At 32.8% G+C, this 25844-nt stretch carries 25 protein-coding genes, 2 pseudogenes and 1 riboswitch; of the genes and pseudogenes, 2 read left to right on the forward strand and 25 right to left on the reverse strand.

Annotation, left to right across the window (positions count from 1 at the left end):
• Positions 1-9: 9 nt before the first annotated feature.
• From JV528_RS01185 to cmk, 15 genes are all read right to left on the reverse strand, one after another.
• Positions 10-1254, reverse strand: a complete 1245-nt coding sequence (locus JV528_RS01185; protein ID WP_000389525.1) for a tetratricopeptide repeat protein — start codon at positions 1252-1254, stop codon at positions 10-12.
• A gap of 6 nt (positions 1255-1260) precedes the next feature.
• On the reverse strand, positions 1261-2559 hold the full coding sequence (gene aroA, locus JV528_RS01190) for a 3-phosphoshikimate 1-carboxyvinyltransferase (RefSeq protein ID WP_000245905.1): 1299 nt from the start codon (positions 2557-2559) through the stop codon (positions 1261-1263).
• Between the two features lie 9 nt (positions 2560-2568).
• A complete protein-coding gene (gene aroB / locus JV528_RS01195; protein WP_000776335.1) occupies positions 2569-3633 on the reverse strand; it encodes a 3-dehydroquinate synthase in 1065 nt (354 codons plus the stop codon).
• A 25-nt stretch (positions 3634-3658) separates the two neighbouring features.
• Entirely contained in the window at positions 3659-4825 is a 1167-nt protein-coding gene (gene aroC, locus JV528_RS01200; protein ID WP_204177147.1) for a chorismate synthase, read from the reverse strand.
• A 468-nt stretch (positions 4826-5293) separates the two neighbouring features.
• Positions 5294-5743 (reverse strand): nucleoside-diphosphate kinase, encoded by a 450-nt coding sequence (gene ndk, locus JV528_RS01205; protein WP_000442480.1) that lies wholly within the window; start codon positions 5741-5743, stop codon positions 5294-5296.
• 91 nt (positions 5744-5834) lie between these two features.
• The gene (locus tag JV528_RS01210; protein WP_001096476.1) at positions 5835-6794 is read right to left on the reverse strand and encodes a polyprenyl synthetase family protein; all 960 of its coding nucleotides are present in this window, start codon (positions 6792-6794) and stop codon (positions 5835-5837) included.
• A 1-nt stretch (position 6795) separates the two neighbouring features.
• Positions 6796-7521, reverse strand: coding sequence for a demethylmenaquinone methyltransferase (locus JV528_RS01215; RefSeq protein WP_000774684.1), 726 nt, complete (start codon positions 7519-7521; stop codon positions 6796-6798).
• Between the two features lie 2 nt (positions 7522-7523).
• Positions 7524-8096 (reverse strand): heptaprenyl diphosphate synthase component 1, encoded by a 573-nt coding sequence (locus JV528_RS01220; RefSeq protein WP_000450559.1) that lies wholly within the window; start codon positions 8094-8096, stop codon positions 7524-7526.
• Positions 8097-8526: 430 nt separating this feature from the next.
• The gene (locus JV528_RS01225; protein ID WP_001043863.1) at positions 8527-8799 is read right to left on the reverse strand and encodes an HU family DNA-binding protein; all 273 of its coding nucleotides are present in this window, start codon (positions 8797-8799) and stop codon (positions 8527-8529) included.
• A 170-nt stretch (positions 8800-8969) separates the two neighbouring features.
• On the reverse strand, positions 8970-9968 hold the full coding sequence (locus tag JV528_RS01230) for an NAD(P)H-dependent glycerol-3-phosphate dehydrogenase (protein ID WP_000161749.1): 999 nt from the start codon (positions 9966-9968) through the stop codon (positions 8970-8972).
• A 16-nt stretch (positions 9969-9984) separates the two neighbouring features.
• Positions 9985-11295 carry a ribosome biogenesis GTPase Der gene (der, locus tag JV528_RS01235; protein ID WP_000165530.1) on the reverse strand — a complete coding sequence of 437 codons (1311 nt, stop codon included), beginning with the start codon at positions 11293-11295 and terminating at the stop codon, positions 9985-9987.
• 221 nt (positions 11296-11516) lie between these two features.
• Positions 11517-12692: a 30S ribosomal protein S1 gene (gene rpsA / locus JV528_RS01240; RefSeq protein WP_000133955.1), complete on the reverse strand. Its 1176-nt coding sequence runs from the start codon at positions 12690-12692 to the stop codon at positions 11517-11519.
• Positions 12693-12948: 256 nt separating this feature from the next.
• Positions 12949-13140 (reverse strand): hypothetical protein, encoded by a 192-nt coding sequence (locus JV528_RS01245; protein WP_014532634.1) that lies wholly within the window; start codon positions 13138-13140, stop codon positions 12949-12951.
• Positions 13141-13256: 116 nt separating this feature from the next.
• A complete protein-coding gene (locus tag JV528_RS01250) occupies positions 13257-13373 on the reverse strand; it encodes a hypothetical protein (protein ID WP_014533108.1) in 117 nt (38 codons plus the stop codon).
• Between the two features lie 30 nt (positions 13374-13403).
• Positions 13404-14063: a (d)CMP kinase gene (gene cmk / locus JV528_RS01255; RefSeq protein WP_000644391.1), complete on the reverse strand. Its 660-nt coding sequence runs from the start codon at positions 14061-14063 to the stop codon at positions 13404-13406.
• Positions 14064-14139: 76 nt separating this feature from the next.
• On the opposite strand from cmk, the gene JV528_RS01260 reads away from it, so the two are divergent.
• Complete coding sequence (locus JV528_RS01260; RefSeq protein ID WP_000681764.1) at positions 14140-15105, forward strand: asparaginase; 966 nt, start codon at positions 14140-14142, stop codon at positions 15103-15105.
• Between the two features lie 117 nt (positions 15106-15222).
• Here the strand turns inward: JV528_RS01260 and ypdA are convergent, their stop codons facing one another.
• The 5 genes from ypdA to JV528_RS01285 form a co-directional block, all read right to left on the reverse strand.
• On the reverse strand, positions 15223-16209 hold the full coding sequence (gene ypdA, locus JV528_RS01265) for a bacillithiol disulfide reductase YpdA (protein WP_001174260.1): 987 nt from the start codon (positions 16207-16209) through the stop codon (positions 15223-15225).
• A 160-nt stretch (positions 16210-16369) separates the two neighbouring features.
• The gene (locus JV528_RS01270) at positions 16370-16486 is read right to left on the reverse strand and encodes a hypothetical protein (RefSeq protein WP_041201401.1); all 117 of its coding nucleotides are present in this window, start codon (positions 16484-16486) and stop codon (positions 16370-16372) included.
• A 124-nt stretch (positions 16487-16610) separates the two neighbouring features.
• A complete protein-coding gene (ebpS, locus tag JV528_RS01275) occupies positions 16611-18074 on the reverse strand; it encodes an elastin-binding protein EbpS (protein ID WP_000069303.1) in 1464 nt (487 codons plus the stop codon).
• A 152-nt stretch (positions 18075-18226) separates the two neighbouring features.
• A complete protein-coding gene (locus JV528_RS01280) occupies positions 18227-19606 on the reverse strand; it encodes a RecQ family ATP-dependent DNA helicase (RefSeq protein WP_000902110.1) in 1380 nt (459 codons plus the stop codon).
• Positions 19596-20549, reverse strand: a complete 954-nt coding sequence (locus JV528_RS01285; protein WP_001163810.1) for a YpbB family protein — start codon at positions 20547-20549, stop codon at positions 19596-19598. The genes JV528_RS01280 and JV528_RS01285 overlap by 11 nt, the downstream gene beginning before the upstream one ends.
• A gap of 107 nt (positions 20550-20656) precedes the next feature.
• Here JV528_RS01285 and JV528_RS01290 point away from each other — a divergent pair, with 107 nt between their 5' ends.
• Positions 20657-20905 carry a ferredoxin gene (locus JV528_RS01290; protein ID WP_001151997.1) on the forward strand — a complete coding sequence of 83 codons (249 nt, stop codon included), beginning with the start codon at positions 20657-20659 and terminating at the stop codon, positions 20903-20905.
• A gap of 105 nt (positions 20906-21010) precedes the next feature.
• Here the strand turns inward: JV528_RS01290 and JV528_RS01295 are convergent, their stop codons facing one another.
• The 5 genes and pseudogenes from JV528_RS01295 to srrA all read right to left on the reverse strand — a co-directional run bounded on the left by JV528_RS01295 (position 21011) and on the right by srrA (position 25791).
• The gene (locus JV528_RS01295) at positions 21011-21556 is read right to left on the reverse strand and encodes an ECF transporter S component (RefSeq protein ID WP_001186908.1); all 546 of its coding nucleotides are present in this window, start codon (positions 21554-21556) and stop codon (positions 21011-21013) included.
• 61 nt (positions 21557-21617) lie between these two features.
• Positions 21618-21752: riboswitch (FMN riboswitch) on the reverse strand.
• Positions 21753-21834: 82 nt separating this feature from the next.
• A pseudogene (locus tag JV528_RS01300) lies at positions 21835-21965 on the reverse strand (hypothetical protein).
• Positions 21966-22169: 204 nt separating this feature from the next.
• Positions 22170-23089: pseudogene (locus JV528_RS01305) on the reverse strand (DUF1672 domain-containing protein).
• 244 nt (positions 23090-23333) lie between these two features.
• Positions 23334-25085: a two-component system sensor histidine kinase SrrB gene (srrB, locus tag JV528_RS01310; RefSeq protein ID WP_000987768.1), complete on the reverse strand. Its 1752-nt coding sequence runs from the start codon at positions 25083-25085 to the stop codon at positions 23334-23336.
• Entirely contained in the window at positions 25066-25791 is a 726-nt protein-coding gene (srrA, locus tag JV528_RS01315) for a two-component system response regulator SrrA (protein ID WP_000064078.1), read from the reverse strand. Before srrA ends, srrB begins: the two co-directional genes overlap by 20 nt.
• Positions 25792-25844: the final 53 nt, after the last annotated feature.

A 25844-nucleotide genomic window follows, 5' to 3' on the forward strand; every position in this document is an offset into this window, starting at 1 on the left:
TACCCCATTTTAAGATTGCAATCTTGATAATTCGTCATGCCAATTTTCGTTACTTGGTTCTAGTTCCAACAATTGATTTAAAATAGTAATTGCTTGTTCCTTTTGACCAGTTTCAATTAAATAGAAATAATAATCACTCATAAAATCAATATTTGTTTTCATCGTTGGATATGCTAATTCAAAGAAATGTTGAGCTTCTTTATCTCGCTCTTCTTGACCATAGGCAAACGCTAAATGCCACATGAATGTAGGATCCAAATCTTCTTCATCTACATATGTTAATAATTCAATGATTGCTTCATAATCTTCTTCATTACGATATAAATCGCTTAAAATCAATAAAGGTTCTTGGTAAGCATTATCAACCTCTAATGCTTGTTTTAACAATAATACACCTTCATTAGCATCGCCGTGTTCTATTTCCAAACATCCAGTTGTATACATTAACTCTTTATAAAATTGACTTAGTCGTAATCCTTCTTTACCCGTTTCAATGGCATCTGGATAATTTTTTTCATTTTCATATAATGATTGTAAATACAAGTAGCCTTGAATATAATCAGGATCTTTAGAAAGTAATGTAGTCATTATTTTAATTGCTTCTTGAGTGATGTCATTTTTATCGTAAGAAATGGCTTTTTTAAGATAATCTTCTGAAGTCATTTCATCTTCATTAATTTCATCGTATAAGCGAATCGCATCACTATAGTTACCACTTTGTAAACTACAATCTGCCATACGAGAGAATAAGTTTACACCATTAACTTGATATTCACCAGTTTCTAAAACAGTTTCGTATTCAGAGGTAGCACGTAAATATTGACCATCATAATATAACATTTCAGCCAATGCGAAATGGATTATTGGATCATTTGGCTCTAGTTCAAGTGCTTCTTGTAATTTATCAATAGCAACTTCCATCATATTAATTTGTTGATATAAATCTGCTTCTAACATCAACTTTTCAGGTGATGGTTCAACATAACTTAAATATTCTAACGCTTCGTCAGTTTGATTTTCAGACATTAAACCTTCAATAAAATAAATCAGCAATTCACTTTCGTCTGGATATTTGTGATATAACACGCGGAATACTTCTAAACCTTGTGGCATTAATCCAAAATTGTAAAGTGTCTCTCCTAGAATAAATAATGCGTCATCGTTGTCAGTAGTTATTGCTTCATTAACACGAGAGTCTAAATTTTCTAGTTTTTGTAGATTGATATCGTCTATTAATTTATAGATATCTTCCATTTTATATTATCCCTCATTTTCTAAAAGCTTTAGTTTTGGTAAAAATCCTGGAAATGATACATTTACAGCATCAAATTGTTTAATTTTGACAGGTTCGCTTGAAAGTAGAGAAGCAACTGCAAGCATCATCCCTATTCGATGATCCGTTAAACTATCCACTGTTGCATTTGTTTTAAATTCTGACGGATGAATAATCAATCCATCATTAGTTGGTTGTAATTCAAACCCTAACAAGTTTAACATATCAGCCGTTGTATCAATTCTATTTGTTTCTTTTACTTTTAATTCCTCGGCATCTTTAATTGTACTCGTGCCAACTGCTTGTGTACAAAGTAATGCTATCACTGGCAGTTCATCAATTGCTTTTGGCACTAATTCTCCTTCGATTGTTATTGGTTGAAGCATTGGTGTGTATTGAATACGAATAGAAGCAGTAGGTTCAGCACCAGTTGTTTGATTGAAAAGTTGAATATTACCGCCCATTTTTTCAACAATATCAATAATACCTGAACGTGTTGGATTGATTCCAACATTATGAATTGTTACATCACTTCCTGGTGTGATAAGTGCTGCAACAATAAAGAACGCTGCAGATGAAATATCGCCAGGAACATGAAAATCTGCAGGTTTAATGTATCGAATTGCTTCAGGGGTTGTAGTAATTGATAACCCTTCTGCTTCAATTGGAATATTAAAATGTCTGAACATCGTCTCAGTATGATTTCGACTTACATCTAATTCTTTAATGATGGTCGCTTCCTTAGAAAATAGACTTGCGAATAAGATGGCACTTTTCACTTGTGCACTTGCCACTTCCATCTTGTAATTAATACCTTTAATTACAGATGGTTTAATGATTAATGGGGTGTAATTGTCTTCAATTCCTTCAATATTTGCATTCATACTTTTTAACGGTCTTAAAACACGATCCATCGGCCTTTTACCTATGGAAACATCTCCAGACAAGACACTTTCAATACCTAAACCACTTAACAAACCTGCCAATAATCGTGTTGTCGTACCAGAATTACCTGTATACAATACTTGATGTGGCGTGTTAAAAGATTGATATCCTGGGGAAGTCACAACTAATTTTTCATCATCTTCTTTGATTTCTACACCTAACAGTCGGAAAATGTCCATCGTACGACGACAATCTTCGCCAAGTAGTGGCTTATATATAGTAGATACACCTTCAGCTAGCGACGCCAACATGATTGCACGGTGTGTCATTGATTTATCACCCGGCACTTCTATTTCGCCCTTTAACGGACCTGAAATATCAATGATTTGTTCATTTACCATTTCATTCACCTACTTAAAATATGTTTTTAATTGTTCACATGCATGTTGTAATGTTAGTTGATCAACATGTTGTACAACGATATCTCCAAATTGTCTAATCAAGACCATTTGTACACCTTGCTTATCATTCTTTTTATCACTTAGCATATATTGGTATAACGTTTCAAAATCCAAGTCAGTTATCATGTCTAAAGGATAGCCGAGTTGTAATAAATATTGAATATAATGATTAATATCATGCTTAGAATCAAACAAAGCATTCGCAACTATAAATTGATAGATAATGCCAACCATCACTGCATGACCATGAGGTATTTTATGATAGTATTCAACAGCATGCCCAAATGTATGACCTAAATTTAAAAATTTACGTACACCTTGTTCTTTTTCATCTGCAACAACAATATCCAGCTTCGTTTCAATACCTTTAGCAATATATTTATCCATACCATTTAATGACTGTAATATCTCTCTATCTTTAAAGTGCTGTTCGATATCTTGCGTCGCTGATTCACCATTCAATAACGCATGCTTATAAACTTCTGCATAGCCACTTAATATTTGCTCAAATGGTAACGTCTTTAAGAAGTCTAAATCATAAATCACAGCAGTTGGACGATAAAATGCACCGATAAGGTTTTTACCTTGCTTTGAGTTAATACCCACTTTACCGCCAACACTAGAATCATGCGCCAAAATCGTTGTGGGAACTTGTATAAAATGGACACCTCTTAATAGTGTTGCTGCTACAAATCCTGCAAAATCTCCTGTTGCACCACCACCAACAGCTATAATCGCTGTATTACGCGTTACATGATGCGACAAAATGTATTCTAAGGTTTCTTGATATTGCTCAAATGTTTTCGTCTTTTCACCAGCTGGAATAATGACTTTATGCACATTTTCATATGATAAAATATCATCAAATTTATTCGCAAAATATTGATTTACATATTCATCAATTAACAAGAAACTTTGGTCAAATTGATTTAAATATGTGCCTATATACTTGATTGCACCGTGTTCAACATATATTGGATAATTGTTTGAAGGGTATGTTGTTTGTAATTTCATGATTACACCTCAATTGTTCTTGTTGTTAAAACTCAATATTTAATTGTCTGCGCTCAATAATTTGTTGTTTAAGTTGCTCAATATGATTTGATTGGAATTCTTCCAATAATGCTTTTGCAATTTCAAATGCTACGACATGTTCGCAGACGATACTTGCTGCAGGAACAGCACAACTATCAGAACGTTCAATTGTTGCTTTAAAGTCTTCTTTGGTATTAATGTCTACTGAATTTAATGGTTTATATAACGTTGGAATTGGTTTCATTACACCATTAATGATAATTGGCATTCCATTTGACATACCGCCTTCTAAACCACCTAAGTGATTTGACCCACGATAATAGCCCAATTCAGTATCGTAGAGAATTTCGTCTTGAATTTCGCTACCAGGCTTTTCAGCGGCTTTAAATCCTTCTCCAAAACTTACACCTTTAAATGCATTAATACTAACGACACCCTGTGCTATTCTTCCATCTAATTTACGATCATAATGTACATAACTACCTACACCAACAGGCATATTTTCAACTACAACTTGAACTACGCCCCCTATTGAATCACCATCGTTTTTCGCTTCATCAATTTTATCGCGCATTGCTTGTGCGATGCCATCATCAATTACACGGACGTCATTTCGATCAAGGTTTGCTTTAAATGTTTCTGAATCATAAAAATCTTTATCTTTAATGCCACCTATCTCAACAACACGACTGTATATTTCGATATCTAATTGTTCTAATAAAACTTTGCATAGTGCACCGACCGCTACACGTGCTGCTGTTTCTCTGGCAGATGAACGTTCTAATACATTTCGTAAGTCACGATGATTATATTTCATACCGCCAACTAAATCTGCATGTCCCGGTCTTGGCTTCGTAATTGTACGTTTCATATTTTCTCGTTCTTCGTCGCTTATTGGCGCAGCGCCCATAATTTTTCGCCAATGTGTAAAATCATCATTAGTAACAACCATTGTAATAGGGCTACCTAATGTATAACCATTTCTTACACCCGAAACAATCTCCACTGTATCTTTTTCGATTTGCATACGACGTCCACGTCCGTAACCGCCTTGACGCTTAAACATTTCTTTATTAATATCCTCAACCTTAATTTCTAAATTTGCAGGTACACCTTCAACAATAACTGTTAATTGAGGTCCATGTGATTCTCCTGATGTTAGGTATCTCATACACACTCGCTCCTTTCATACTTCCACGATAACATTATAATATGTTGTTAATCTTATCATATTCATTGTGCATTCATAAATGTTTGTTTTCAAGCTCAATTAAGAAATTGATTTATATCTCTTTTTAAATGTCAGAATTATCTTAATATTAAACGAACTAAGATTCATTATAATATATTCACAACGAGAAAAGTATTATGAATTTCTAATATTGTTAGATTGTTTAAACAACCATTTGAAAATTTAAAATTTATTCGAACAACTTATACCGCATATAATCGTAGCTAACCACTAATAAATAATATACAAGCTATATTTCTTTATATAAAAGTAAATGGACTGATCATTTTTTATAAAGTTAATCAGTCCGTATAAAAATAGGGCTTTGTTATGAATGATCATAAATCACTAACCACATAACAAAACCCTTTTTCCTTTTATAAATCAGAAAGGTTTATAGCTTATATTTTATTCGTATAACCAAGCATCACGTGGTGAAGCATAGCTAGTAATTTCATTTTCATTAAACCATAAATTAATTTCACGTTCAGCAGACTCTAATGAATCTGAACCGTGAATGATATTTCTACCAACAGTTAAACCTAAATCACCTCTAATTGATCCTGGTGAAGCTTCTGAAGGATTGGTGCTGCCAATAATATGTCTAGATACATTAACTGCATCTTCACCTTCAACTACCATTGCGAACACTGGTGCTGATGTAATAAATGAAATTAAATCATTATAAAATGGTTTACCTTGGTGTTCACCATAATGTGTTTCAGCAAGTTCCATTGGTACTTGCATTAATTTACCACCGACAAGTTTTAGTCCTTTTCTTTCAATTCTTGAAATTACTTCACCAATTAGATTTCTTTGTACTGCATCTGGTTTAATCATTAAAAATGTACGTTCCACTTTATGTATCCCCCTGTGTTTAATAGGTTTATGTATATTACTATTATATATTAACAGGTTGGTAAAGCGCTTTCAATACTTTTCATAAATACTATGTGTTTCTTGACCCCATTTTTTTCGTCAAACTTAAAAGTAGTGATTTCGGATGTCCATCTGGTAACTCAGAAATCAAATCCAAAGCTTTACTTAAATACTTCGAACTTACTGCCTTAGCTTCATCGATGCTGTCAGATTTTCTAATGATTTGGATACAATCTTCAAATTCTTTGCGATCACTATCACGACGTAACTGTTCGATTTTCAATTTGAAGTCTGGATTTTTACGCATTTCTAATAAAATCGGTAACGTAATATGACCATTAAGCAAATCACTTCCGACCGGCTTACCTAATTTCTTTTCAGTACTTGTGAAGTCTAATACATCATCAATGATTTGGAAGCTCATGCCTATATAATGACCAATCATTTTCAATTTTCGTACAGTCTCTTTATCAGATTGAGATGTAATTGCACCAACTTCAGTTGATAATTGAATTAACAGTGCTGTTTTACGATTGATACGTCGTAAATAATTGATAATTGTCTGTTGACTGTTAAATTGGTCTTGAAATTGGAAAAGTTCCCCTCTACAAACATCAACGATAGATTCAGATATTAATTGATGTACACGATTATCTTTAACGGCCATTAAGTGTTCAAGTCCTAATGCCAATAAAAAATTCCCAGTTAAAATAGCAGTTGTCTGATCCCATTTCTTTGATATGGTTAACTTGCCTCGACGCTTGTCGCTTTTATCAATAACGTCATCATGAACAAGTGTTGCCATATGAATTAACTCTAATGCGACTGCAACTTGATACGTTTGTTCAGACGTTTGTTCATCTTTGCCAAATTGGCTACTCAGAATTACAAATGCTGGGCGTACTCTTTTACCACCAGAAGACAATAAGTGTAATGATGCCTGTTCTAATACAGAATCTTTACTTTTTATTGCCTTTTCAAGTCGTTGTTCCACTTTCTTAATTTCATTGTTCATGTTTAACTTTGCCACGTTAATCACCTTTGGTATTATCTTTTTCTTTATAGCCAAGGTGCATTGCAGCAACGCCCCCTGTAAAACTACGTACTCTTACATTTATGAAACCCGCTTCTTCAAACATGCGCTTCAACTCTTCTTTTCCAGGAAAATTAAACGTAGATTGCTGTAACCATTCATATTCTTCTTTTGATTTTGCAAATAATTTTCCAAAAATAGGCATAACAAATTTAAAGTATAATGCATACATTTGTTTAAAGACTGGCAAAGTTGGTTGGCTCGTTTCAAGACATACCACCATACCACCTGGTTTAAGTACTCTATTCATTTCTTTTAACGCGACTAAATAGTCTGGCACATTTCTTAATCCAAACCCAATTGTTACATAATCAAAAGAATTGTCTTCAAACGGCAATTCCATTGCATCACCATGAACAAGTTTAACATTTTCCATTGAAGCAGTTTTTTCTTTTCCTACTTCTAACATATTCTCACTAAAGTCAATACCAGTAACTTCACCTGTTGGTCCTACAGCTTTGCTTAATGCGATTGTCCAATCACCAGTACCACAGCAAACATCTAATGCTTTCGTACCTTTTCTAACACCCATGTCTTTCATGACACGTTTTCTCCATACTTTATGCTGCTCAAAACTAATAATATTATTTAATCTGTCATATTTTTTTGAAATATTTTGAAAAACGCGATGTACTTGCTCTTTATTTGCTTTATTGTCAGCCATGCTTAATTACCTCTACTTTTTAAATAACTTTTTTGGATATCGTGTAAGTAATGCTTTACTTCACTTTGATTATATTTCTTGAAGTATGATGGATAGTAATCAGATATATCTTCAAATAAATAATTATATATTTCCGACTCATCAATATTGATACCGAAATGAGATAACGTAATATATGGGAAAAGTGTCTCAATTTTTACTATTGCTTGAGAAATTTTATAATCATTTAAAGCTTGATGATGTAATGAAGATTTCAATTCATTAATTTCAACAATTGCTTTACTAATTTCATTTTGAAATGATAAATCATTGATTTCTGCTAGTAGCGTATAAAAATGTGCACTAATTAAATCTCCAATCAAAATGGAATGCTTAGACAAATGATTATATGTAATGTCATCAAGGTGTCTCATTGATGTGTCAATTGTGAGGCATGCTACTTTGGCAACATCTGGAATATCATATGAATCGAGTAACTTACCTAACCGATGATTAATATTAATGGATTCATATTCTGATACGCCCTTTAATCTTTCTTCTATTTGTCTTTCCAATTTGCTAACAGTTGTTTCCATGTCTACACCTCACGATATTATCACTATTCATATTAACATTATATGTAAGAAATTAAAATCTTTTGAAGCATTAAGATTACTTATCATTTTTAAATTTCAATTTAAACTAACAGTAATTTATGTAGCTTTTGTAATTCTCATAATAACCCTTACTTCATTTACATTATTCATCATTTTAAATAACGTAAAATACTATAGTAGACATGGTTACCTTTTAAGTAAATTCAACGCTAACAATTAATCTCATTATTCATATGTATATTTTGTAGTTGCTATTTTTATCAAAACTATTATGTCATGTAATATTTTGAACGCTTAAACAATGAATGTTCCAAAGATTAAAAACTTAGAAGAACATTACAATTTATGTACAGGTTGTAAGTATTAAAAGCAAAATAAAAAGCCCTTATTCAGGGCTTTTTAAGTAAAATTATTTTACAGCATCTTTTAATGCTTTACCAGCTTTGAATGCTGGAACTTTACTTGCTGGGATATCAATTTCTTTACCAGTTTGAGGGTTACGACCTTTACGTGCAGCACGTTCACGTACCTCAAAGTTACCGAAACCAATTAATTGTACTTTTTCACCTTTAGCAAGTGAGTTTTGGATTGATTCGAATACAGCATCTACTGCTGAACCAGCTTCTTTTTTAGTTAAATCAGCTTGCTCTGCAACTGCATTGATTAAATCTGTTTTGTTCATTAGACATTCACCTCCTGAGGTTTGATAATGATATGTTTATATCATTATGGTAAAACTTTAACACAAGCATTACATAAATCGCAATCATTTATGTGGCAAAAACGTTGAATTTAAGCCATTTCTATTCATTTTGCGTAATTATTAGCTGTATATGTGTAATAATACACATTTTATTCAGATTTTTTATCGCGCTCCATTAAATCTTTTACGCATTCTTTTACCGAAATATTTTCAAATAATACTCTATATAATGCATTTGTAATTGGCATATCCACATTTTTTTCTTTAGCTAAATGATAAACGGATTTAGTTGTATAAATACCTTCAACAACCATATTCATTTCAGATAATGCTTGATCCATTGATTCACCTTGTCCAAGCTTATATCCTAATGTGAAATTTCGAGAATGTGTTGATGTGCAAGTAACGATTAAGTCACCGATACCACCTAAACCTAGAAATGTCATAGGATCGGCACCTAACTTTTCACCTAATCTGCTAATTTCCGCTAAGCCACGAGTCATTAATGCAGCTTTTGCATTATCACCGTAGCCAATTCCAGCTACGATACCACTTGCTACTGCGATGATATTTTTCAATGCACCACCAAGTTCAACACCAATCAAGTCATCATTCGTGTACACACGTAAATAATCATTCATAAATAAATCTTGCGTTAATTTACTTACATTTTTATCTTTTGATGAAGCAGCAACTGTAGTTGGTTGCTTGACTACAACTTCTTCCGCATGACTTGGCCCGGACAACACGCCAATACCTGCATTATATTCAGGTGAAATAGAATCTTCAATCATTTCTGACACACGTTTAAATGTCCCATTTTCAATACCTTTAGCAACATGTATAAAAGTCTTTTTAGATGTCAGCTTATCATTAATTTGAGTAGCAACTTCTCGCATTGCTTTAGTAGGTAAAGCCATTAAGTAAATATCTGCATATTGAATTGCTTTGGTCATATCTGAAGTAGCGATGATGTTAACATCTAATTTCGCGTATTTTAAATACTTTTTATTTGTATGACATGTATTTAATTCATCAACAGCATCTTGATTTTTACCCCACATCAAAACATCATGTCCATTTTCTGCAAGAACATTGGCAAGGGCTGTCCCAAAACTTCCCATACCAAAAACGGTAATTTTAGTCATTGTTATCCCCCAATCGTTAATTTCTCTTTCGAGCTATAATATGAATTGGTGTACCTTCAAAACCAAAAGCGGCACGGATTTGATTCTCTAAATAGCGTTTATAAGAAAAATGCATTAATTCTACATCATTAACAAATACAACAAATGTCGGTGGTTCTATAGCAACTTGTGTTGCATAAAAGACATTCAAACGTCTACCTTTGTCTGTTGGTGTAGGGTTCATGGAAATTGCATCAGTAACGACTTCATTTAAAGTTGAACTTTGAACACGTTTTTTATGATTTTCACTTGCTTCATTAATGTAAGGGAATAATGTACGTAATCTTGTGCGTTCTTTAGCAGACACAAAAGCAATTTGTGCATAATCTAAAAATTGGAATTCTTTACGTACTTCATCTTCAAATTTCTTCATCGTTTTACTATCTTTTTCCACAGTATCCCATTTATTTACGACAATCACGACTGCTTTACCTTGTTCATGTGCATATCCTGCAACACGTTTATCTTGTTCAATAATGCCTTGTTCTGCATCAATAACCACTAAAACAACATTTGAACGTTCAATCGCTTTTAAAGCTCTTAATACTGAATATTTCTCAGTTGATTCATATACTTTTCCTTTTTTACGCATACCAGCAGTATCGATTAAAACATAATCTTGTCCATCATAACTATACTCTGTATCAATAGCGTCTCTGGTTGTCCCTGCAACATTAGAAACGATAACGCGATCTTCACCTAAAATAGCATTTACTAAACTTGATTTACCTACGTTTGGTCGTCCAATAATGGATAGTCGAATTGTATCTTCATCATAAGGATCTTCTTCCTCTTCACCAAAATGAGAAACAACTGCATCTAACAAGTCACCAAGACCTAAACCATGTGACCCTGATATCGGATACGGTTCACCAAAACCTAATGAATAGAAATCATACACGTCTGTACGCATTTCCATATTATCTACTTTGTTAACCGCTAATACGACCGGTTTTTTAGATTTATATAAAATTTGAGCGACCATTTCATCGCTTTGTGTCAATCCTTCACGCACGTTAACCATAAAAATAATAACATCTGCTTCATCTATGGCGATTTCTGCCTGCGCTCTAATTTGTGTTTGGAATGGTGCATCACCAATTTCAATACCACCTGTATCAATAATATTGAAATCATGTGTTAACCACTCACCTGAAGAATAAATACGATCTCGTGTTACACCTGGTGTATCTTCAACAATCGAAACACGTTCTCCAACTATTCTATTAAAAATTGTAGATTTACCTACATTAGGCCTACCTACAATAGCTACTATAGGTTTAGTCATAAGCTAACTTCCTCTCTTTCTTATATCTTTTTAATAATATCACATGAGACTGTGTATTCAAAATGAGTTTATTACTGTAATGATAAAAATCAGCACTTAAAACTTTATCTTATAAAACACTTAGTTAAATTTGTCCACGTTATCACTCCGAATATTTTTGGTTACATAAAAATACTCCACATGCAATCATAAACATGTGGAGTTGACTATTAAATATTAAATTATAGTTTAAGATTTTTAAGTTTATCACCAATCATATCGCCAATTGTTGGATTATCTTCTTCTTCGCTTTCTAAGTACGCCTTAGTCGTAGAAGGATCACTTTCAACAACATCTTCGTTTGGTAATGTTGCTTTAATAGATAGTGATACTCTTTCATTCTCTTCATCAATACCTAATATTTTAACATTTACTTGTTGACCAGGTTCTAATACTTCACCTGGCGTACCAATGTGTTTGTGTGCAATTTCAGAAATATGTACAAGTCCTTGTACACCTGGTGCAATCTCAACAAATGCACCAAAGTTTGCCAATCTTACTACGACACCTTCAATGACATCATTTTCGTGGAATTGACCTTTAATATTTTCGAAAGGTGTTGGTAACGTATCTTTGATTGATAATGAAATACGTTCTGTATCTCTATCAATAGATTTAATTTTAACTTTAACATCTTGACCAATTGAAACAACTTCTTCTGGTGTTTGAACATGTTCGTGAGAAAGTTCAGATACATGCACTAAACCATCAACACCGCCAATGTCTATAAATGCACCAAATTGAGTTAAACGCGCTACTTTACCATCAATAACATCGCCTTCATTTAAAGATTGTAATAATTGATCTTTTTTAGCATCGTTTTCTTCTTGTTCAACTGCTTTACGGCTTAAAATGACTCTATTATTTTCAGGATCCAATTCTTCAACTTTAATACGAATTGTTTGTCCATCAAACACAGAGAAATCCTCAATGAAGTCTGTTGAAATTAGTGAAGCCGGAACAAAACCTCTTTGTCCTACATCAACAACCAAACCACCTTTAACTACTTCTGTTACTTTCGCTTCGATGATTTCATTATTATCTAATTTTTCTTGTAAATAACTATAAGACTTCTCAGTTTCAAGTTGTCTTCTAGATAAGATGTAAGCTCCAGTTTCATTTTCTTCATCAAACTCAACTTTAGTGACATATGCTTCAACTTCGTCGCCCTCTTTTACAACTTCACTTGGGCTATCAATATGATGCGTAGATAGTTGACTAATAGGAATAATCCCATTAAATTTACCACCGTTGATATGAACAACAACTTGCTTGTCTTCAACTTGTTGTACCTCGCCAGTGACTTTGTCACCTTCTTTAATATCGTTAATCATTGATTCATTGAATTCTTCAGTCATCTTGTTTGCCTCCTTATACACTACATATTTATAACATCTTATAAACTGACAGAATTGTCAAGAAATTCTACCTTTATTACATTTAGTAAATTAGTTGTATCCATAAATATGTCACTTAATCTCATTCTGTGTATTAGTTGGACATATATTTATTACAACCATATATTCAAACAAGTAATAAAGTCCGCTATGTTTATACATATTTTTTGTATAAAAATTAGCATAGCTCACTATTTTGTTTTATAAGTCTGTCATTTCATTGTTCTCTACAAGATATATTATAGTAAAATTTTATACTTTTATAAAACAAAAAGCCACGCAAATAAGCAACTTTTACATTTGAATAGTAAGAAAACCGTATATAGTGCATCTTTCTCGAATTATTACATAGGACATTTTTTGTGACTAAATCAGCTTCTTTTGCAATGCTTAGATATGTAACACTCATTTTCTTACCATTTGTAAAATGCTTTATGAATGTAATGAATTATTTTTGGAATTCTAATAATTTACCTTTATTATTTCTGTTTACTTTTTAAAAAACTTACACAATTGACTGACGCATTAACTTTTACCAAAAATAAAAAGGCAACTTTCATTCATCGTTGAATAAAAATCACCTTTTAATTTGAGTAAATCATTATCAGCACATTCATTTTGTATTTGCGTTAAGCGTTGCACATTACAAATAGATAGTTATGACTTACTAGATTATTTAATTTGACTCACCATCGCTAAAATTTCGTCAGTAACTTCTTCAATCGACTTGCCTGTCGTATCTAATGTCACTGCATCATCTGCTTTTCTTAATGGTGATATTTCACGGTTCATGTCATATTGATCACGTGCTTCAATATCACGTTTTAAATCTTCAAAATTTGATTCGATACCTCTTAATTGATTATCTTTATATCTTCTTTCTGCTCGCTCTTCAACTGATGCAATCATATATACTTTTAAATCTGCATCTGGTAGCACTACAGTTCCGATATCGCGACCATCCATTACGATACCTTTTTCTGCAGCTAACTCTTTTTGTTTTTTAACGGCGAATGAACGTACTGGCTCTTTAGATGCAACGTATGAAACATGTTGCGTCACATCATTATTTCTTAAAAAGTCTGTTACATCTTCGTTATCTAAAATGACACATTGACCTTTATCTGCTTTATAAGTTAAATCTAATGTTGTTTGGTCAACTAGTTTTGCAAAGTCCTCAGTTTTGTTTAATTTTAAATATTTGTATGTTAATGCACGATACATTGCTCCTGTATCGACATAAATCATTGATAGTTCACTGGCTACACGTTTCGCAATTGTACTTTTTCCGGCAGCAGCTGGACCATCTAATGCAATATTAATGGCTTTCATGCGTCATTTCCCTTCCTTGTCGTTTTATGAATAATATTTTATCATAATTAGGTAAATGAAATATAGGAGGAAATATATGAAACATCTACTTGTTATTCATACTGGTGGCACCATTAGTATGTCACAAGACCAATCTAATAAAGTAGTAACAAATGATATCAACCCTATTTCAATGCATCAAGATGTCATAAATCAATATGCACAAATAGATGAATTAAATCCTTTTAATGTACCATCACCTCATATGACAATCCAACATGTTAAACAATTAAAGGATATTATTTTAGAAGCAGTAACAAATAAATATTATGATGGTTTCGTTATCACGCATGGTACCGATACGTTAGAAGAAACTGCCTTTTTACTTGATTTAATATTAGGTATCGAGCAACCTGTTGTTATTACTGGCGCAATGCGCTCGTCTAATGAAATTGGTTCTGACGGATTATATAATTATATTTCCGCTATTCGCGTAGCCTCTGATGAAAAGGCCCGTCATAAAGGCGTGATGGTTGTATTTAATGATGAAATACATACGGCGCGTAATGTTACCAAAACACATACGTCTAATACAAACACATTTCAAAGTCCAAATCATGGTCCGCTAGGTGTATTGACAAAGGATCGTGTGCAATTCCATCATATGCCATATCGCCAACAAGCATTGAAAAATGTCAATGAGAAACTAAATGTACCATTAGTAAAAGCATATATGGGTATGCCAGGTGACATTTTTAGTTTTTATAGTCGTGAAGGTATCGATGGTATGGTTATTGAAGCGTTAGGACAAGGCAACATACCTCCAAACGCATTAGAAGGCATTCAACAATTAGTATCTTTAAATATACCTATTGTGCTAGTTTCACGTTCCTTTAATGGTATTGTGAGTCCAACTTACGCATACGATGGTGGTGGTTACCAACTCGCACAACAAGGTTTTATTTTTTCTAACGGTTTGAATGGTCCAAAAGCAAGATTAAAATTATTAGTCGCGTTAAGCAATAATTTAGATAAAGCTGAAATCAAAGCATATTTTGAATAATAATGATTACGTAACATAAAAAGGTCTATGTACAATAATTAGTCATCAACCTCATTTGACATATCATGAATGTCAGTCGTTGTAAAACTAAGTTATTTAGTACATAGACCTTTATTTTTATGATTCTAACGGCGTTTGTTTCTTAGCTAGCATGCTTTGAGCAATAATGCCACCGTGGAATTTACCATTTTCAATAAAAATGGTATTCGCATCGTTCCCTGCAGCAATCACACCTGCAATGTAGCAATTTTCGATATTTGTTTCGTATGTTTCTTTATTATACATAGGCGCTGTTCCAAATTCATTTGTATTAATTTGAATGCCTACAGATTTTAAAAATTCATAATCGGGATGATAACCAATCATCGCAAATACATAATCATTGTGTATCGTTTTACTTTCACCATTTACTTCATAAGTCACAGTATCTTCAGTTATTTGGGTAACATTTGCATTAAATTCCATGTCAATTTTTTCATGATTTACTAATGCTGTGAAATTTGGAAGTATCCACGGTTTAATTGAAGGCGAATAATCTCCACCACGATATAGAACCGTCACGTTAGCACCAGCTTTTTCCAACTCTAAAGCAGCATCGATAGCCGAATTCTTACCACCAATAATAACAACATCTTGATCAAAATACGGATGTGCCTCTTTAAAATAATGGAACACTTTAGGTAAATCCGCACCTTCAACTTCTAATGTATTATGCTGACCATAATAGCCTGTCGCGATTGTTAAAAATCGACATTCATAAACATCTTTCGTCGTAGTAATTGTAAATTTATTATTCATTTTTTTAACAGTTAATACTTCTTCAAATGCATTTACTTTTAATTGATGATGTTTTACAACTTCTCGGTAATAAACTAGCGCTTGATTACGTCTTGGTTTACTTTCTTCAACGATAAACGGTACGTCCCCAATACTTAATTTATCACTTGATGAGAAAAATGTTTGGTGAGTAGGATAATTGTAGATTGATTCAACGACATTACCCTTTTCAATAATTAAGGTATCAATACCTTTTCTTTTTTGTTCAATAGCCGCACTTAATCCGCATGGCCCTCCACCAATTATGATACTTTCAACTTTTTGCATTGTTTCGGCCTCCTTTAATCCCAAACTATTATAACAGTTCAGTGATTGATGCGCTAAGTCTGTGCTTGAAGATTTATGATATATTTTTGACAATTTGTTTAATGTGCATAGAGAATTGTTACCTGCGGAGTTGAATAGCACTACAATTTAATATGTTGATTTATTTTTTATTCTTTCTCGTTAAATTTGATGATTGTGGTGTTTTATCTTTTTGATGACTATGTAAAAAGTTAAATTGATATGTCAATATTCGAGACAACACCTTGTTAAATAACAAACTTTGAAAATGAAAAAACTGCTACATACTTATAAGCGCAATTTAAGTTCTCTAAAATATTTAGAGATACTTTATAATATGCACGTTTGTATATAGCAGTTCAGTTACAATTTATATAGTTATATTATGGAATAACGATTTGTTGACCGTTTCTAATATTGTTACCACTTAAACCATTGGCACGTCTAATTTTTTCAACATTTTCCGGTGAACCTGAACCGTAGTATTGAATTGCGATACGGTATAAGTTTTCTTGACCATTCACTGTATGTCTTTGGCCACCACCTTGACGTTGTTGTTGCTGTTGTTGATTTTGATTAGCTTGTTGTTGATTTTGATTATTTTGTGCTTGATTGTTCGCTTGATTAGCGTTGTTTTGATCATTATCAGATTCATCTTTAGTCGCTTTGTCTTGATCATCTTTTGATTTATCACTGTCTGTAGATTTTGTTTTATCTTTAGAAGCGTCTTTAGATGTGTCTTTATCTTTACTTTCATCAGCATTATTTTTATTTGTATTCGCGATTTTATTTTCTTTTGTACCATTATTATGATTGTTTAATGCCATGCCTCCAAATATCGCTAATGCACCGATAATTAGTACAGCTGCAATTAATGGTAACAATACTTTGGCCATGCCACCTTTTTTACGTTCTTTATCTCTGTCATGATGGTCATGTTCATCATGGTTTTGACTTGCATTGTTAGAGGCATGTGGTTTTGAAGCGGCAGAAGCACTTTTACTTGCTGCGCCTCCAGCCAAACCTGCTGTTCCAGCACCGATTGCTGCACCTTTTTTACCATTATGATGATCTTTAGACTTATCTTGAGACACTTTATCCTCAGTCGAGTTATTCGCCTTGCCAGAATTACTTTTGTTTTGAGCGTCATTTGAATGTTTCTTAGCTTTAGAAGCAGCCATTGCACCAGCTGCACCTGCGACACCTGCTGTTCCAGCACCAATTGCTGCGCCTTTTTTACCACTATGATGATCTTTAGATTCATCTTTGTCTTGCTTAACGGTTACATCATCATGTTTATCTTTTGATGTATTTGCTTGGTTAGCACCTGTTGCAAAATATGGTTTAGGTTGCTGAGATTGTTCAGCTTCACTCTTATCAGAAACTGTTGAATGCTCAGTGTTATTTTCTACATCTTTAACAGTCTCGTGTTTATCATTGTCTTCGATTGGTTCTGGATGTGATTTATCCATTGCAAAAGCATTCTTATTATAATATTCCTCTTCATGTTGAGGTGTACTGTCTTGATGGCTAGGTTCTTGATTTACAGAACTATGCGCTGATGATTCGACTTGACGATCATCTAATGTGCCAGCCTCATTGTGAGCATTGTCGTCAGATGCTTGTGATTCATCGTGATGTTGTTTGTTATGATTTGTTGCTAAATCACGGCGTCTTTTTCTTCTTTGGGCATTTCTTGGTGGGAACTGTTGCTCCGTATTCTCTGTTGTATCTTGATGTTCTAATTCTGATTGGTCTTTTTCGACATCTTCCGTATGGTCTTGATGTGAATTTGTGTCTATCGATTGACGATTTTTTTCAAAGTCATCTTTAAAATTATTAGACATAGCCATCTTCCTTTCTATTCTATTACAATGATTTTACATAAAATATACCCGTATGACACAAGTTTATGTATATTTTTCAAAATTATTTCAATCATTTTTCAATTGTGTATACACTAATTATAGCTTGTCAATTTTCTTTTAGTAAAGTAATACTATCTGAGAAATAAATTTTGCAACTTTTCATCAAACCCAATACTTCTAATTACCTTTTTCTTATTTAAAATTACGATATCAGTTATATTAGAATCATTGTCACAACATCGATCTTGTGCCGGTGGATATTCACCGAAAAATTCTAATAAATACTTCCGTCTACATTGATCCAATTTGCAATAGCCAATCATGCGAAAGAATCCTAATTGCTTTCGTTTAAATGATTGCTTAAATATCTGTTTCAAGGCGCCGATACTATAGAATGAATGCAACGTTGTCAAAACGTCTTGTTTATCGGGTGCTAAAAATTCTCCTATTTCGAAATTTTGTACATCTTCTTCTGTTATCATATCTGCAAATAATAACGTTTCTAAAATATATTTATCGTCCGGTTGGAATAAACTAATTGCCTGACTTAGTTCACCATCGCGACCTGCACGGCCAATTTCTTGAATGTAGTTAGAAGGACTTGTTGAAAGATGAAAGTGAATGATTGTGCGAATATCTTTTTTATTAATTCCCATACCAAAAGCACTCGTTGCGACTATAATCGGTATATCATTATTTAAAAATTGTTGTTGAACTGTGTGTCGCTCTTGATAATTCATATCACCATGATAAATGCCTGTAAGAAAACCTGAATCATAAATAAGTTGCGCTAAATTCAGACACATCTTTTTCGATGAGACATAAATAATCGTTGGTCCCGACTGTTGTAGAAACGGCAGTAGCCACTCAATTTTATCCTCATCATCATGAAAATTAAGATGCTTAAAGCTTATGTTTGGGCGATTCATTGTAGTTTTAATAACGTTGAATTGAACCGCTAACATTTCCGTCAAATCATCTTGCAAATGTGGTGGTGCAGTTGCTGTCAACGCCAAGACAACTGCGTCCTTAAAATGCTTAGTTACCTTACCTATTAGCGCGTAATGTGGTCTGAAGTCGTAGCCCCATTCAGATAAACAATGTGCTTCATCTAGTACAATCATGCCAAAGTCTATCGTGGAAATTAATTTAAAATTTGCCGGTTGTAGGAGAAATTCTGGACTTAGAAAGATGAAGCGGCTATGTCGTAAACATTTAATATTATGCTTTTTCTCAATTTCATCCATACCAGAGTGGATACATGTTACACGTTTTTCTCCATTTATTTTCAACTGCATAACTTGGTCATCCATTAAAGATATTAACGGTGAGATAATTAATGTCGGCTTACCTGATAAATAAGTAGGTATTTGATAACACAAACTCTTTCCACTTCCAGTTGGAAGAATACCTAGAGTGTGTTGTTGAGACATTATACTTTCTATAATTTCCTGTTGTCCCGGTTTAAAACTCTCGAAACCAAATTTGTTTCGTAAAATATCATGCAACATTCAGATCACCTCTTTCAAATCCAACGATTAATACTTTTAATTGAAAATATGATAACGTGTCAAATTGTTCTTTGTAAAATTTTAATCGTTCGCCACGATGCTGTTGATAAAAATTCAAAAATTGCAGTTGATCTTCTTGTTCAACATAATCATCGTAATTAGACATGTAACCTTTGATTAAGATTTCAAGTACATGATCTTCGATAGTATTGATTTTAACTTGTTGTTGAGCCGCTATATCTTCCATCGTGAATTGTTCAAGCAATCTTGTATAAGTAATATAGGTTTGATTTAATAATGTAGGTTTCATTATTATTTTTGATAAAATAGTATATTCTCCGCTTTCTAATTCAAACATCATTGTCACTAAATTATTCATTTCGAATTCAAACAATTGCTGTTGAGATAGTTTTTCTATTAAACTAACTTGCTGTCTCGTATACATTGGTTCATCATAGCCTTGCAAATAATAATGTAAGTAACATGGCCCTTTTAAAGTTATTGCTTTAAACAAGTTATGTAGTTCATTTTCAAAATCAATTTGTAATTGGTTTTCTTTAATGTAGTTATAGACAATCTTTACAGTTTCTTGTATCTTATTATTTTGAGAGATTGGTACAAAATGAAAAACATGTTGTTTGGTATTAGACATGGTTTGCACTAATAGTTGAATTGCTTGAAATGTTTGCCCCATACTTTCAAATGTATATCTAGGATGCAACATGATTTCCATTTCAGCATTAAATTCAGTTATATTTTCTAAAAATAGCTCAAAAGACGGATATTTTAATAGTGGTAAACTGTGATATAATGACAACTGTTGTTGACTACAAGCGTCAAAAAAGGTTTGGTGAGATTTCTTACCAACTAAGATATTGTAAATACTTTTATTTGTTTTATAGTTAAATGTTTGTTGTAATGCTGTTTTTATAATGTGTTGCAAGTTTAACCCTCACTCTGTAAAACGGATAATTTGAAAATAAAAATGATGCTGTCTAAAATTTTAGTCACATTACTATTTTAGCATTTTTATCAAAGGAGGCGAAGACATTGGCAAAATATACAATCGTTGATATGGATACTTGTATTGCATGTGGTGCATGCGGTGCAGCAGCGCCAGATATATATGATTACGACGACGAAGGTATTGCTTTCGTAATCCTTGACGATAACCAAGGTACTGCAGAAGTACCTGAGGAATTATATGAAGATATGGAAGATGCAATTGATGGATGCCCTACAGATTCTATTAAAATTGCAGACGAATCATTTGATGGGGACGCTTTAAAATTTGAATAATTGATTTTTTAGACAAATGTTCCATAGAAAAAGCAGGCAAGCTATCGTTTATTGATAGTCACCTGCTTTTTATTATTATGTGTATATTATTTTGCTTTAATTTGATTAAATTCTTTTCAAGAAATTCGCAAGCCTTCTATATAGTAAAATAAATACAATAGAAATGACGATACCTTTAATAATATTGAATGGTATAATTCCTGAAACAATGATTACTTTAAGATTATTTGCGATATCAGCTAAGTTAAATATCATACCGTACAAAGGTAATAGAACGAAATAGTTCAAGATACTCAACACGATAGTCATAACGATTGTCGCAATGATTAATCCAGTAATCAAAGATTTTGTTGAACGTTTATTTTTATAGATGGCGTAAGCAGTTAATAAGAAACTTGCGCCTGCTAAAAAGTTAGCAAATGGTCCAACTGGATCGCCCATACTAAATAAGTAGTTCAATAAATTTTTAACCAGTGCAACTATGATACCGGCAACTGGTCCAAACGTAAATGTAGCTAGTAGTGACGGTACATCACTAAAATCTAAAGTTAAGTATGGTGGCAAAAATGGTATAGGAAACTTGATAAAAGTTAACACAAACGCAATCGCGCTCAACATACTTATTGTGATAAGACGTTTATTTTGTTGCATATTCAATTTTCTCCTTCCATTCATCTCGTAAGAATAGGAGGATTATTGCACAACAAAAAACCTCCATCTTCTCCCATCCAGACTATACTGTCGGCTCTAGAATCTCACTAGATCAGCCACTAATATGATACATACTAGCAGGTCGCAGGCTTTATTTACTGCCGGTTGGGAATTACACCCGACCCCGAAGATGAATTTTACATTATTAAATTTAATTCTCATTAATTTTATACTATATACCACAAAACCTCAATAACTATGCTTTAATTAGATCATAGTTACGTAATTGGAGAATGTTTCATTGGTGATTTACGTACTTTGGTTGGAATGTTGTTTGTTTGATTGTTTTTTGAGATGGATTTTGGGACGGTTTTTTGATTCTATCACTCAATTGGGTCAAGATCGTCATAAAATGGAAAGCAAATTATAAGAATCTAGTAGGTTAAAAAGTTTTATATCAGCACTTCCATATATATTATTATTTAAATCGCCAGAAGTTATACTTAAAACCTTCTACTTATTTGCCTTCACAACAATAGTAGAATTGTCTTTCAATACTTAATCTAGCCAATATACACTAATCTCCGCTAAATATTCATCATTTATTTTATTCTTAGTCAAACACACCATATTCTGAAGTGCTTTTACCGTTATAATTTGGTTTAACTGTATTTATTTTTTTGTCCGAAAATTTTATACTAAGATCTATACCGTTTGGTATCTCTTTTTCTTTTTTTATTTCTTCTGCCATTTTTATTACATTTTCACTGTTACTTTTTTTAGTATAGTTCTTTTTTTACTAAATAGAGTAGTAGTTACCGAAACTTTAGACTTATCTTTTAATTGCTTCTTAACATTTGACAATTCTTTTGAAAATTCACTGTCACTTTTGTTTAATAATGGTACAAAATAGTCTCTATACTCAGTTAAATTATACGGTATAGTCGTAATATAAAAATATTCATTTTCATAGCCACTATTTTGTGTCTTGTTAATTGCCTCTTTTGTAAATCCTGTATATTGATATTTCTTTTCATTATCTTTGAAAAATTTATATAAATTGTCATACTTTTCTTTTTGTGCTCGATATTCAAAGCCACTCAACACTGTACCAACTAAAGTACTCATATCATCGCCTTTGTCCTCACTACTTAATGAGCTATTACTGTCAATAATTGATTTGTCAAATGGAATACTCGCATTAAATACGATGTCGTGGTCATCACAATGCACGAATACTTCTACGCCGTCGCCACTACCTACAACATTGGTAGCTTTAACTTTTAGACCAAAGTTATCCATAAAAAATTGTTCGCCTCGTTTAGCAATTTTATCTTTATGCTTCTTCACAAATTCAATCGCATCTTTTTCTGCAGGCGGTTGGAAGCCTTGTCCTACATATTTTGAAGCTTCCATTTCTTCTGGCACTGATTTTGTTTCTGTATTCGTGTCTTTACTTGATTCATTTTCCATCGTGGAACATCCCCCTAAAATTAATGTCGTAGCTAAAACTGATCCAATGAATTTTTTCATATGACACCTCGAATAATTTAATTATTACAATATATCTATATTTTACCCTATTTTTATAATCAAATAAATAACTTTATCAAACTTTATATTTTTATATAAATTAGTAATATATTTAATAGTTGATATTCGCAAAAACCCTAAATCCTAATCCACATACAAAATTCCCCACATCAATAAAAAAACGCATGCTATAAATTAGAGTCTCTAATTAATAACATGCGTTCTTAAATAACTATATTCAGTTTTATTCCGGCTTTGGTAGTTTGATAATAAACGTTGTGCCTTTTCCTAATTCGCTTTTAACATCAATGGAACCACCATGCTCTTCGATAATCATTTTACAAATGAACAAACCTAAACCAGTACCTTGTTTACCTCGCGTTCTCGCTGCATCAACTTTATAAAAACGGTCAAATACTTGTTGTAAATGTTCTGGTGCAATGCCTGTACCTGTATCTTTAATGTATAAAATATCTTCGCTTTCATTTTCAGCACAAGTAATTGCAATTTCATCCCCAGGTTTCGTATAACGTGATGCATTATCAATTAAGTTCGTTAGTACTTGGTCCATGCGATCCATATCATAACTCCAAACACGCTTCTTACAATAATTAAAAGTCATATTTAGACCTAAATCATCAGCTTGTTGGCGGTACTTAATTTTCATCTTATCTAGTAACGCTGCAATAGGCTGAACTTCTTTATTTACGGATAACCCTTCAGCATCCATGCGAGCGACATTTAACAATTCATTAACTAAACGATTTAAACGTTTCGATTCATCAAGGACAATGGCAAGCGATTCTTTTATTTCATCCGGTTCTGTAACAATACCATCTACAATTGATTCAGTATAACCTTGAAGTAATGATATCGGTGTACGTAATTCATGTGATACATTAGCAATGAAATCTTTCTTCATTTGATCTAGATTGTGCTCATTAGTCATATCACGAACTGTCACAACAACACCACTTTTACCTCCCTGTTCAATCTTATCGATATAGCTTGTGGTCACAACAAAGAATCGTGCATTCATTTCTAAATCACGCATTTCCGTTTGTTTTGATTTAAAAGTATCTTCAATTTGTCTTAATAAGAAAGCTTTAGCATCTTCATCAATATTGTCCATAATATCATTCGCCATCTTATTCGATAAGATAATTTGTCGACTCTCATTAATACCTAGGACACCTTCTACCATAGAGTTAATTAAGCTGTCTCTAATATTTTTAGATGTGGATAATGCGTCGACATGCTCTTCGATTTCTGTACTCATCTGATTAAATGCCTGTGATAATTGACCAATTTCATCTTTCGTTGTGACAGAAGGTTTATAAGAGTAATCCCCTTCAGATACACGTGTAGCTTGGTCTCTTAAACGTCTTAAAGGTTTTGTAATTCTTGACGATAAGAAAAACGCAAAGACTGTTGTAATTGTTAAGAAAATAACAGCCGTAATTATAGTGATAATCGTAATAGCATTATTTGTATCTTCGATTGATTTCAAGTCTTTATATATAAAGACTCCACTATATTTGCTATGACTATTCTTCTGTGCTTTTGTTGGATAGCCTAACAGAATATACGTTTGGGATGAACCCTTTTCTTTAATCGTTACATTTCGAGTAACAGATTTACCTTTATCAAACACATCGTCAAAATGGTCGTTGTTGACTACTTCATTCAACATTTGCTTTTTAATGTTAGAAAGTGAAGCCGTTGATTGACGATGTTTATTATTTATAATCATCAACCCACCAGGATTTTCAATTAATGTTTGACTATATTTTATTGCTTCTTCTTTATTATGTGATTGTTCGACCAGTGAACTTATACGTCTAGCATCTTCTCTTATGGCATTTTCAGTTTCTTGTGTGAAATAGTATTGCATAAAGGTAATTAAAGCAATACTTAATAAAATTAAAACTGTCGTCACTATTAAAATAATAGTTAACCACAGTTTAATTACGACACTATTTAGCCGGCTCATCATTAGATTTAACCTCAAATTTATACCCAACGCCCCAGACTGTTTGAATCATATGCGCAGCTTCGCTAGACACACGATTTAACTTTTCTCTAAGTCGTTTAACATGAGTATCAACTGTTCTTAAATCACCATAGAATTCATAATGCCAAACTTCTTTTAATAATTGTTCACGGTCAAATACTTTATTTGGTGTTTTAGCTAAATATATTAATAATTCGTACTCTTTAGGAGTCAAATTAACTTCTTGATTATCAGCAAGTACGCGATGTGCATCATTATCTATTTCTAAATGTTTAAATTCAATCACATCACGTGCGTGAGGTTCGCTTTGTTCTACAGTTGTAGATTGCGTTCTTCTTAGAAGTGCTTTAACTCTTAAGACTACTTCTCTTGGTGAAAATGGTTTGACGATATAATCATCTGCACCAGATTCAAAACCTTCAACACGGTTTGTTTCTTCACCTTTAGCAGTCAACATAATAATCGGTGTTTGTTTATGTTCACGCAATTTAGTTGCCACCTGGATACCATCCATTTCAGGCAACATTAAATCTAGTAGTATGCAAGCATAATTATTCTCCATTGCAAGTTCATAAGCCTCTTGGCCATTACTTGCTTCATGGATTTCAAAAGATTCTCTTTCTAAATACATTTTAAGTAATCTTCTGATTCTATCCTCATCATCTACGATAAGTATTTCGTTCGACATACAGGTCATACCTCCCACACATGCTTTTCTTTACAAAAGTATTATATCACAGG

The sequence above is a fragment of the Staphylococcus sp. GDB20D11A genome, assembly GCF_016893255.1.
GTDB classification, from domain to species: domain Bacteria; phylum Bacillota; class Bacilli; order Staphylococcales; family Staphylococcaceae; genus Staphylococcus; species Staphylococcus aureus.

What these genes read in the sequence shown, in the direction of transcription:
- JV528_RS01185 (WP_000389525.1), bottom strand. Translation starts at nt 1,254, where the DNA reads ATGGAAGATATCTATAAATTAATAGACGATATCAATCTACAAAAACTA.
- aroA (WP_000245905.1), bottom strand. Translation starts at nt 2,559, where the DNA reads ATGGTAAATGAACAAATCATTGATATTTCAGGTCCGTTAAAGGGCGAA.
- aroB (WP_000776335.1), bottom strand. Translation starts at nt 3,633, where the DNA reads ATGAAATTACAAACAACATACCCTTCAAACAATTATCCAATATATGTT.
- aroC (WP_204177147.1), bottom strand. Translation starts at nt 4,825, where the DNA reads ATGAGATACCTAACATCAGGAGAATCACATGGACCTCAATTAACAGTT.
- JV528_RS01215 (WP_000774684.1), bottom strand. Translation starts at nt 7,521, where the DNA reads ATGGCTGACAATAAAGCAAATAAAGAGCAAGTACATCGCGTTTTTCAA.
- JV528_RS01220 (WP_000450559.1), bottom strand. Translation starts at nt 8,096, where the DNA reads ATGGAAACAACTGTTAGCAAATTGGAAAGACAAATAGAAGAAAGATTA.
- JV528_RS01225 (WP_001043863.1), bottom strand. Translation starts at nt 8,799, where the DNA reads ATGAACAAAACAGATTTAATCAATGCAGTTGCAGAGCAAGCTGATTTA.
- JV528_RS01230 (WP_000161749.1), bottom strand. Translation starts at nt 9,968, where the DNA reads ATGACTAAAATTACCGTTTTTGGTATGGGAAGTTTTGGGACAGCCCTT.
- der (WP_000165530.1), bottom strand. Translation starts at nt 11,295, where the DNA reads ATGACTAAACCTATAGTAGCTATTGTAGGTAGGCCTAATGTAGGTAAA.
- rpsA (WP_000133955.1), bottom strand. Translation starts at nt 12,692, where the DNA reads ATGACTGAAGAATTCAATGAATCAATGATTAACGATATTAAAGAAGGT.
- JV528_RS01245 (WP_014532634.1), bottom strand. Translation starts at nt 13,140, where the DNA reads ATGAGTGTTACATATCTAAGCATTGCAAAAGAAGCTGATTTAGTCACA.
- cmk (WP_000644391.1), bottom strand. Translation starts at nt 14,063, where the DNA reads ATGAAAGCCATTAATATTGCATTAGATGGTCCAGCTGCTGCCGGAAAA.
- JV528_RS01260 (WP_000681764.1), top strand. Translation starts at nt 14,140, where the DNA reads ATGAAACATCTACTTGTTATTCATACTGGTGGCACCATTAGTATGTCA.
- ypdA (WP_001174260.1), bottom strand. Translation starts at nt 16,209, where the DNA reads ATGCAAAAAGTTGAAAGTATCATAATTGGTGGAGGGCCATGCGGATTA.
- ebpS (WP_000069303.1), bottom strand. Translation starts at nt 18,074, where the DNA reads ATGTCTAATAATTTTAAAGATGACTTTGAAAAAAATCGTCAATCGATA.
- JV528_RS01280 (WP_000902110.1), bottom strand. Translation starts at nt 19,606, where the DNA reads ATGTTGCATGATATTTTACGAAACAAATTTGGTTTCGAGAGTTTTAAA.
- JV528_RS01295 (WP_001186908.1), bottom strand. Translation starts at nt 21,556, where the DNA reads ATGCAACAAAATAAACGTCTTATCACAATAAGTATGTTGAGCGCGATT.
- srrB (WP_000987768.1), bottom strand. Translation starts at nt 25,085, where the DNA reads ATGATGAGCCGGCTAAATAGTGTCGTAATTAAACTGTGGTTAACTATT.
- srrA (WP_000064078.1), bottom strand. Translation starts at nt 25,791, where the DNA reads ATGTCGAACGAAATACTTATCGTAGATGATGAGGATAGAATCAGAAGA.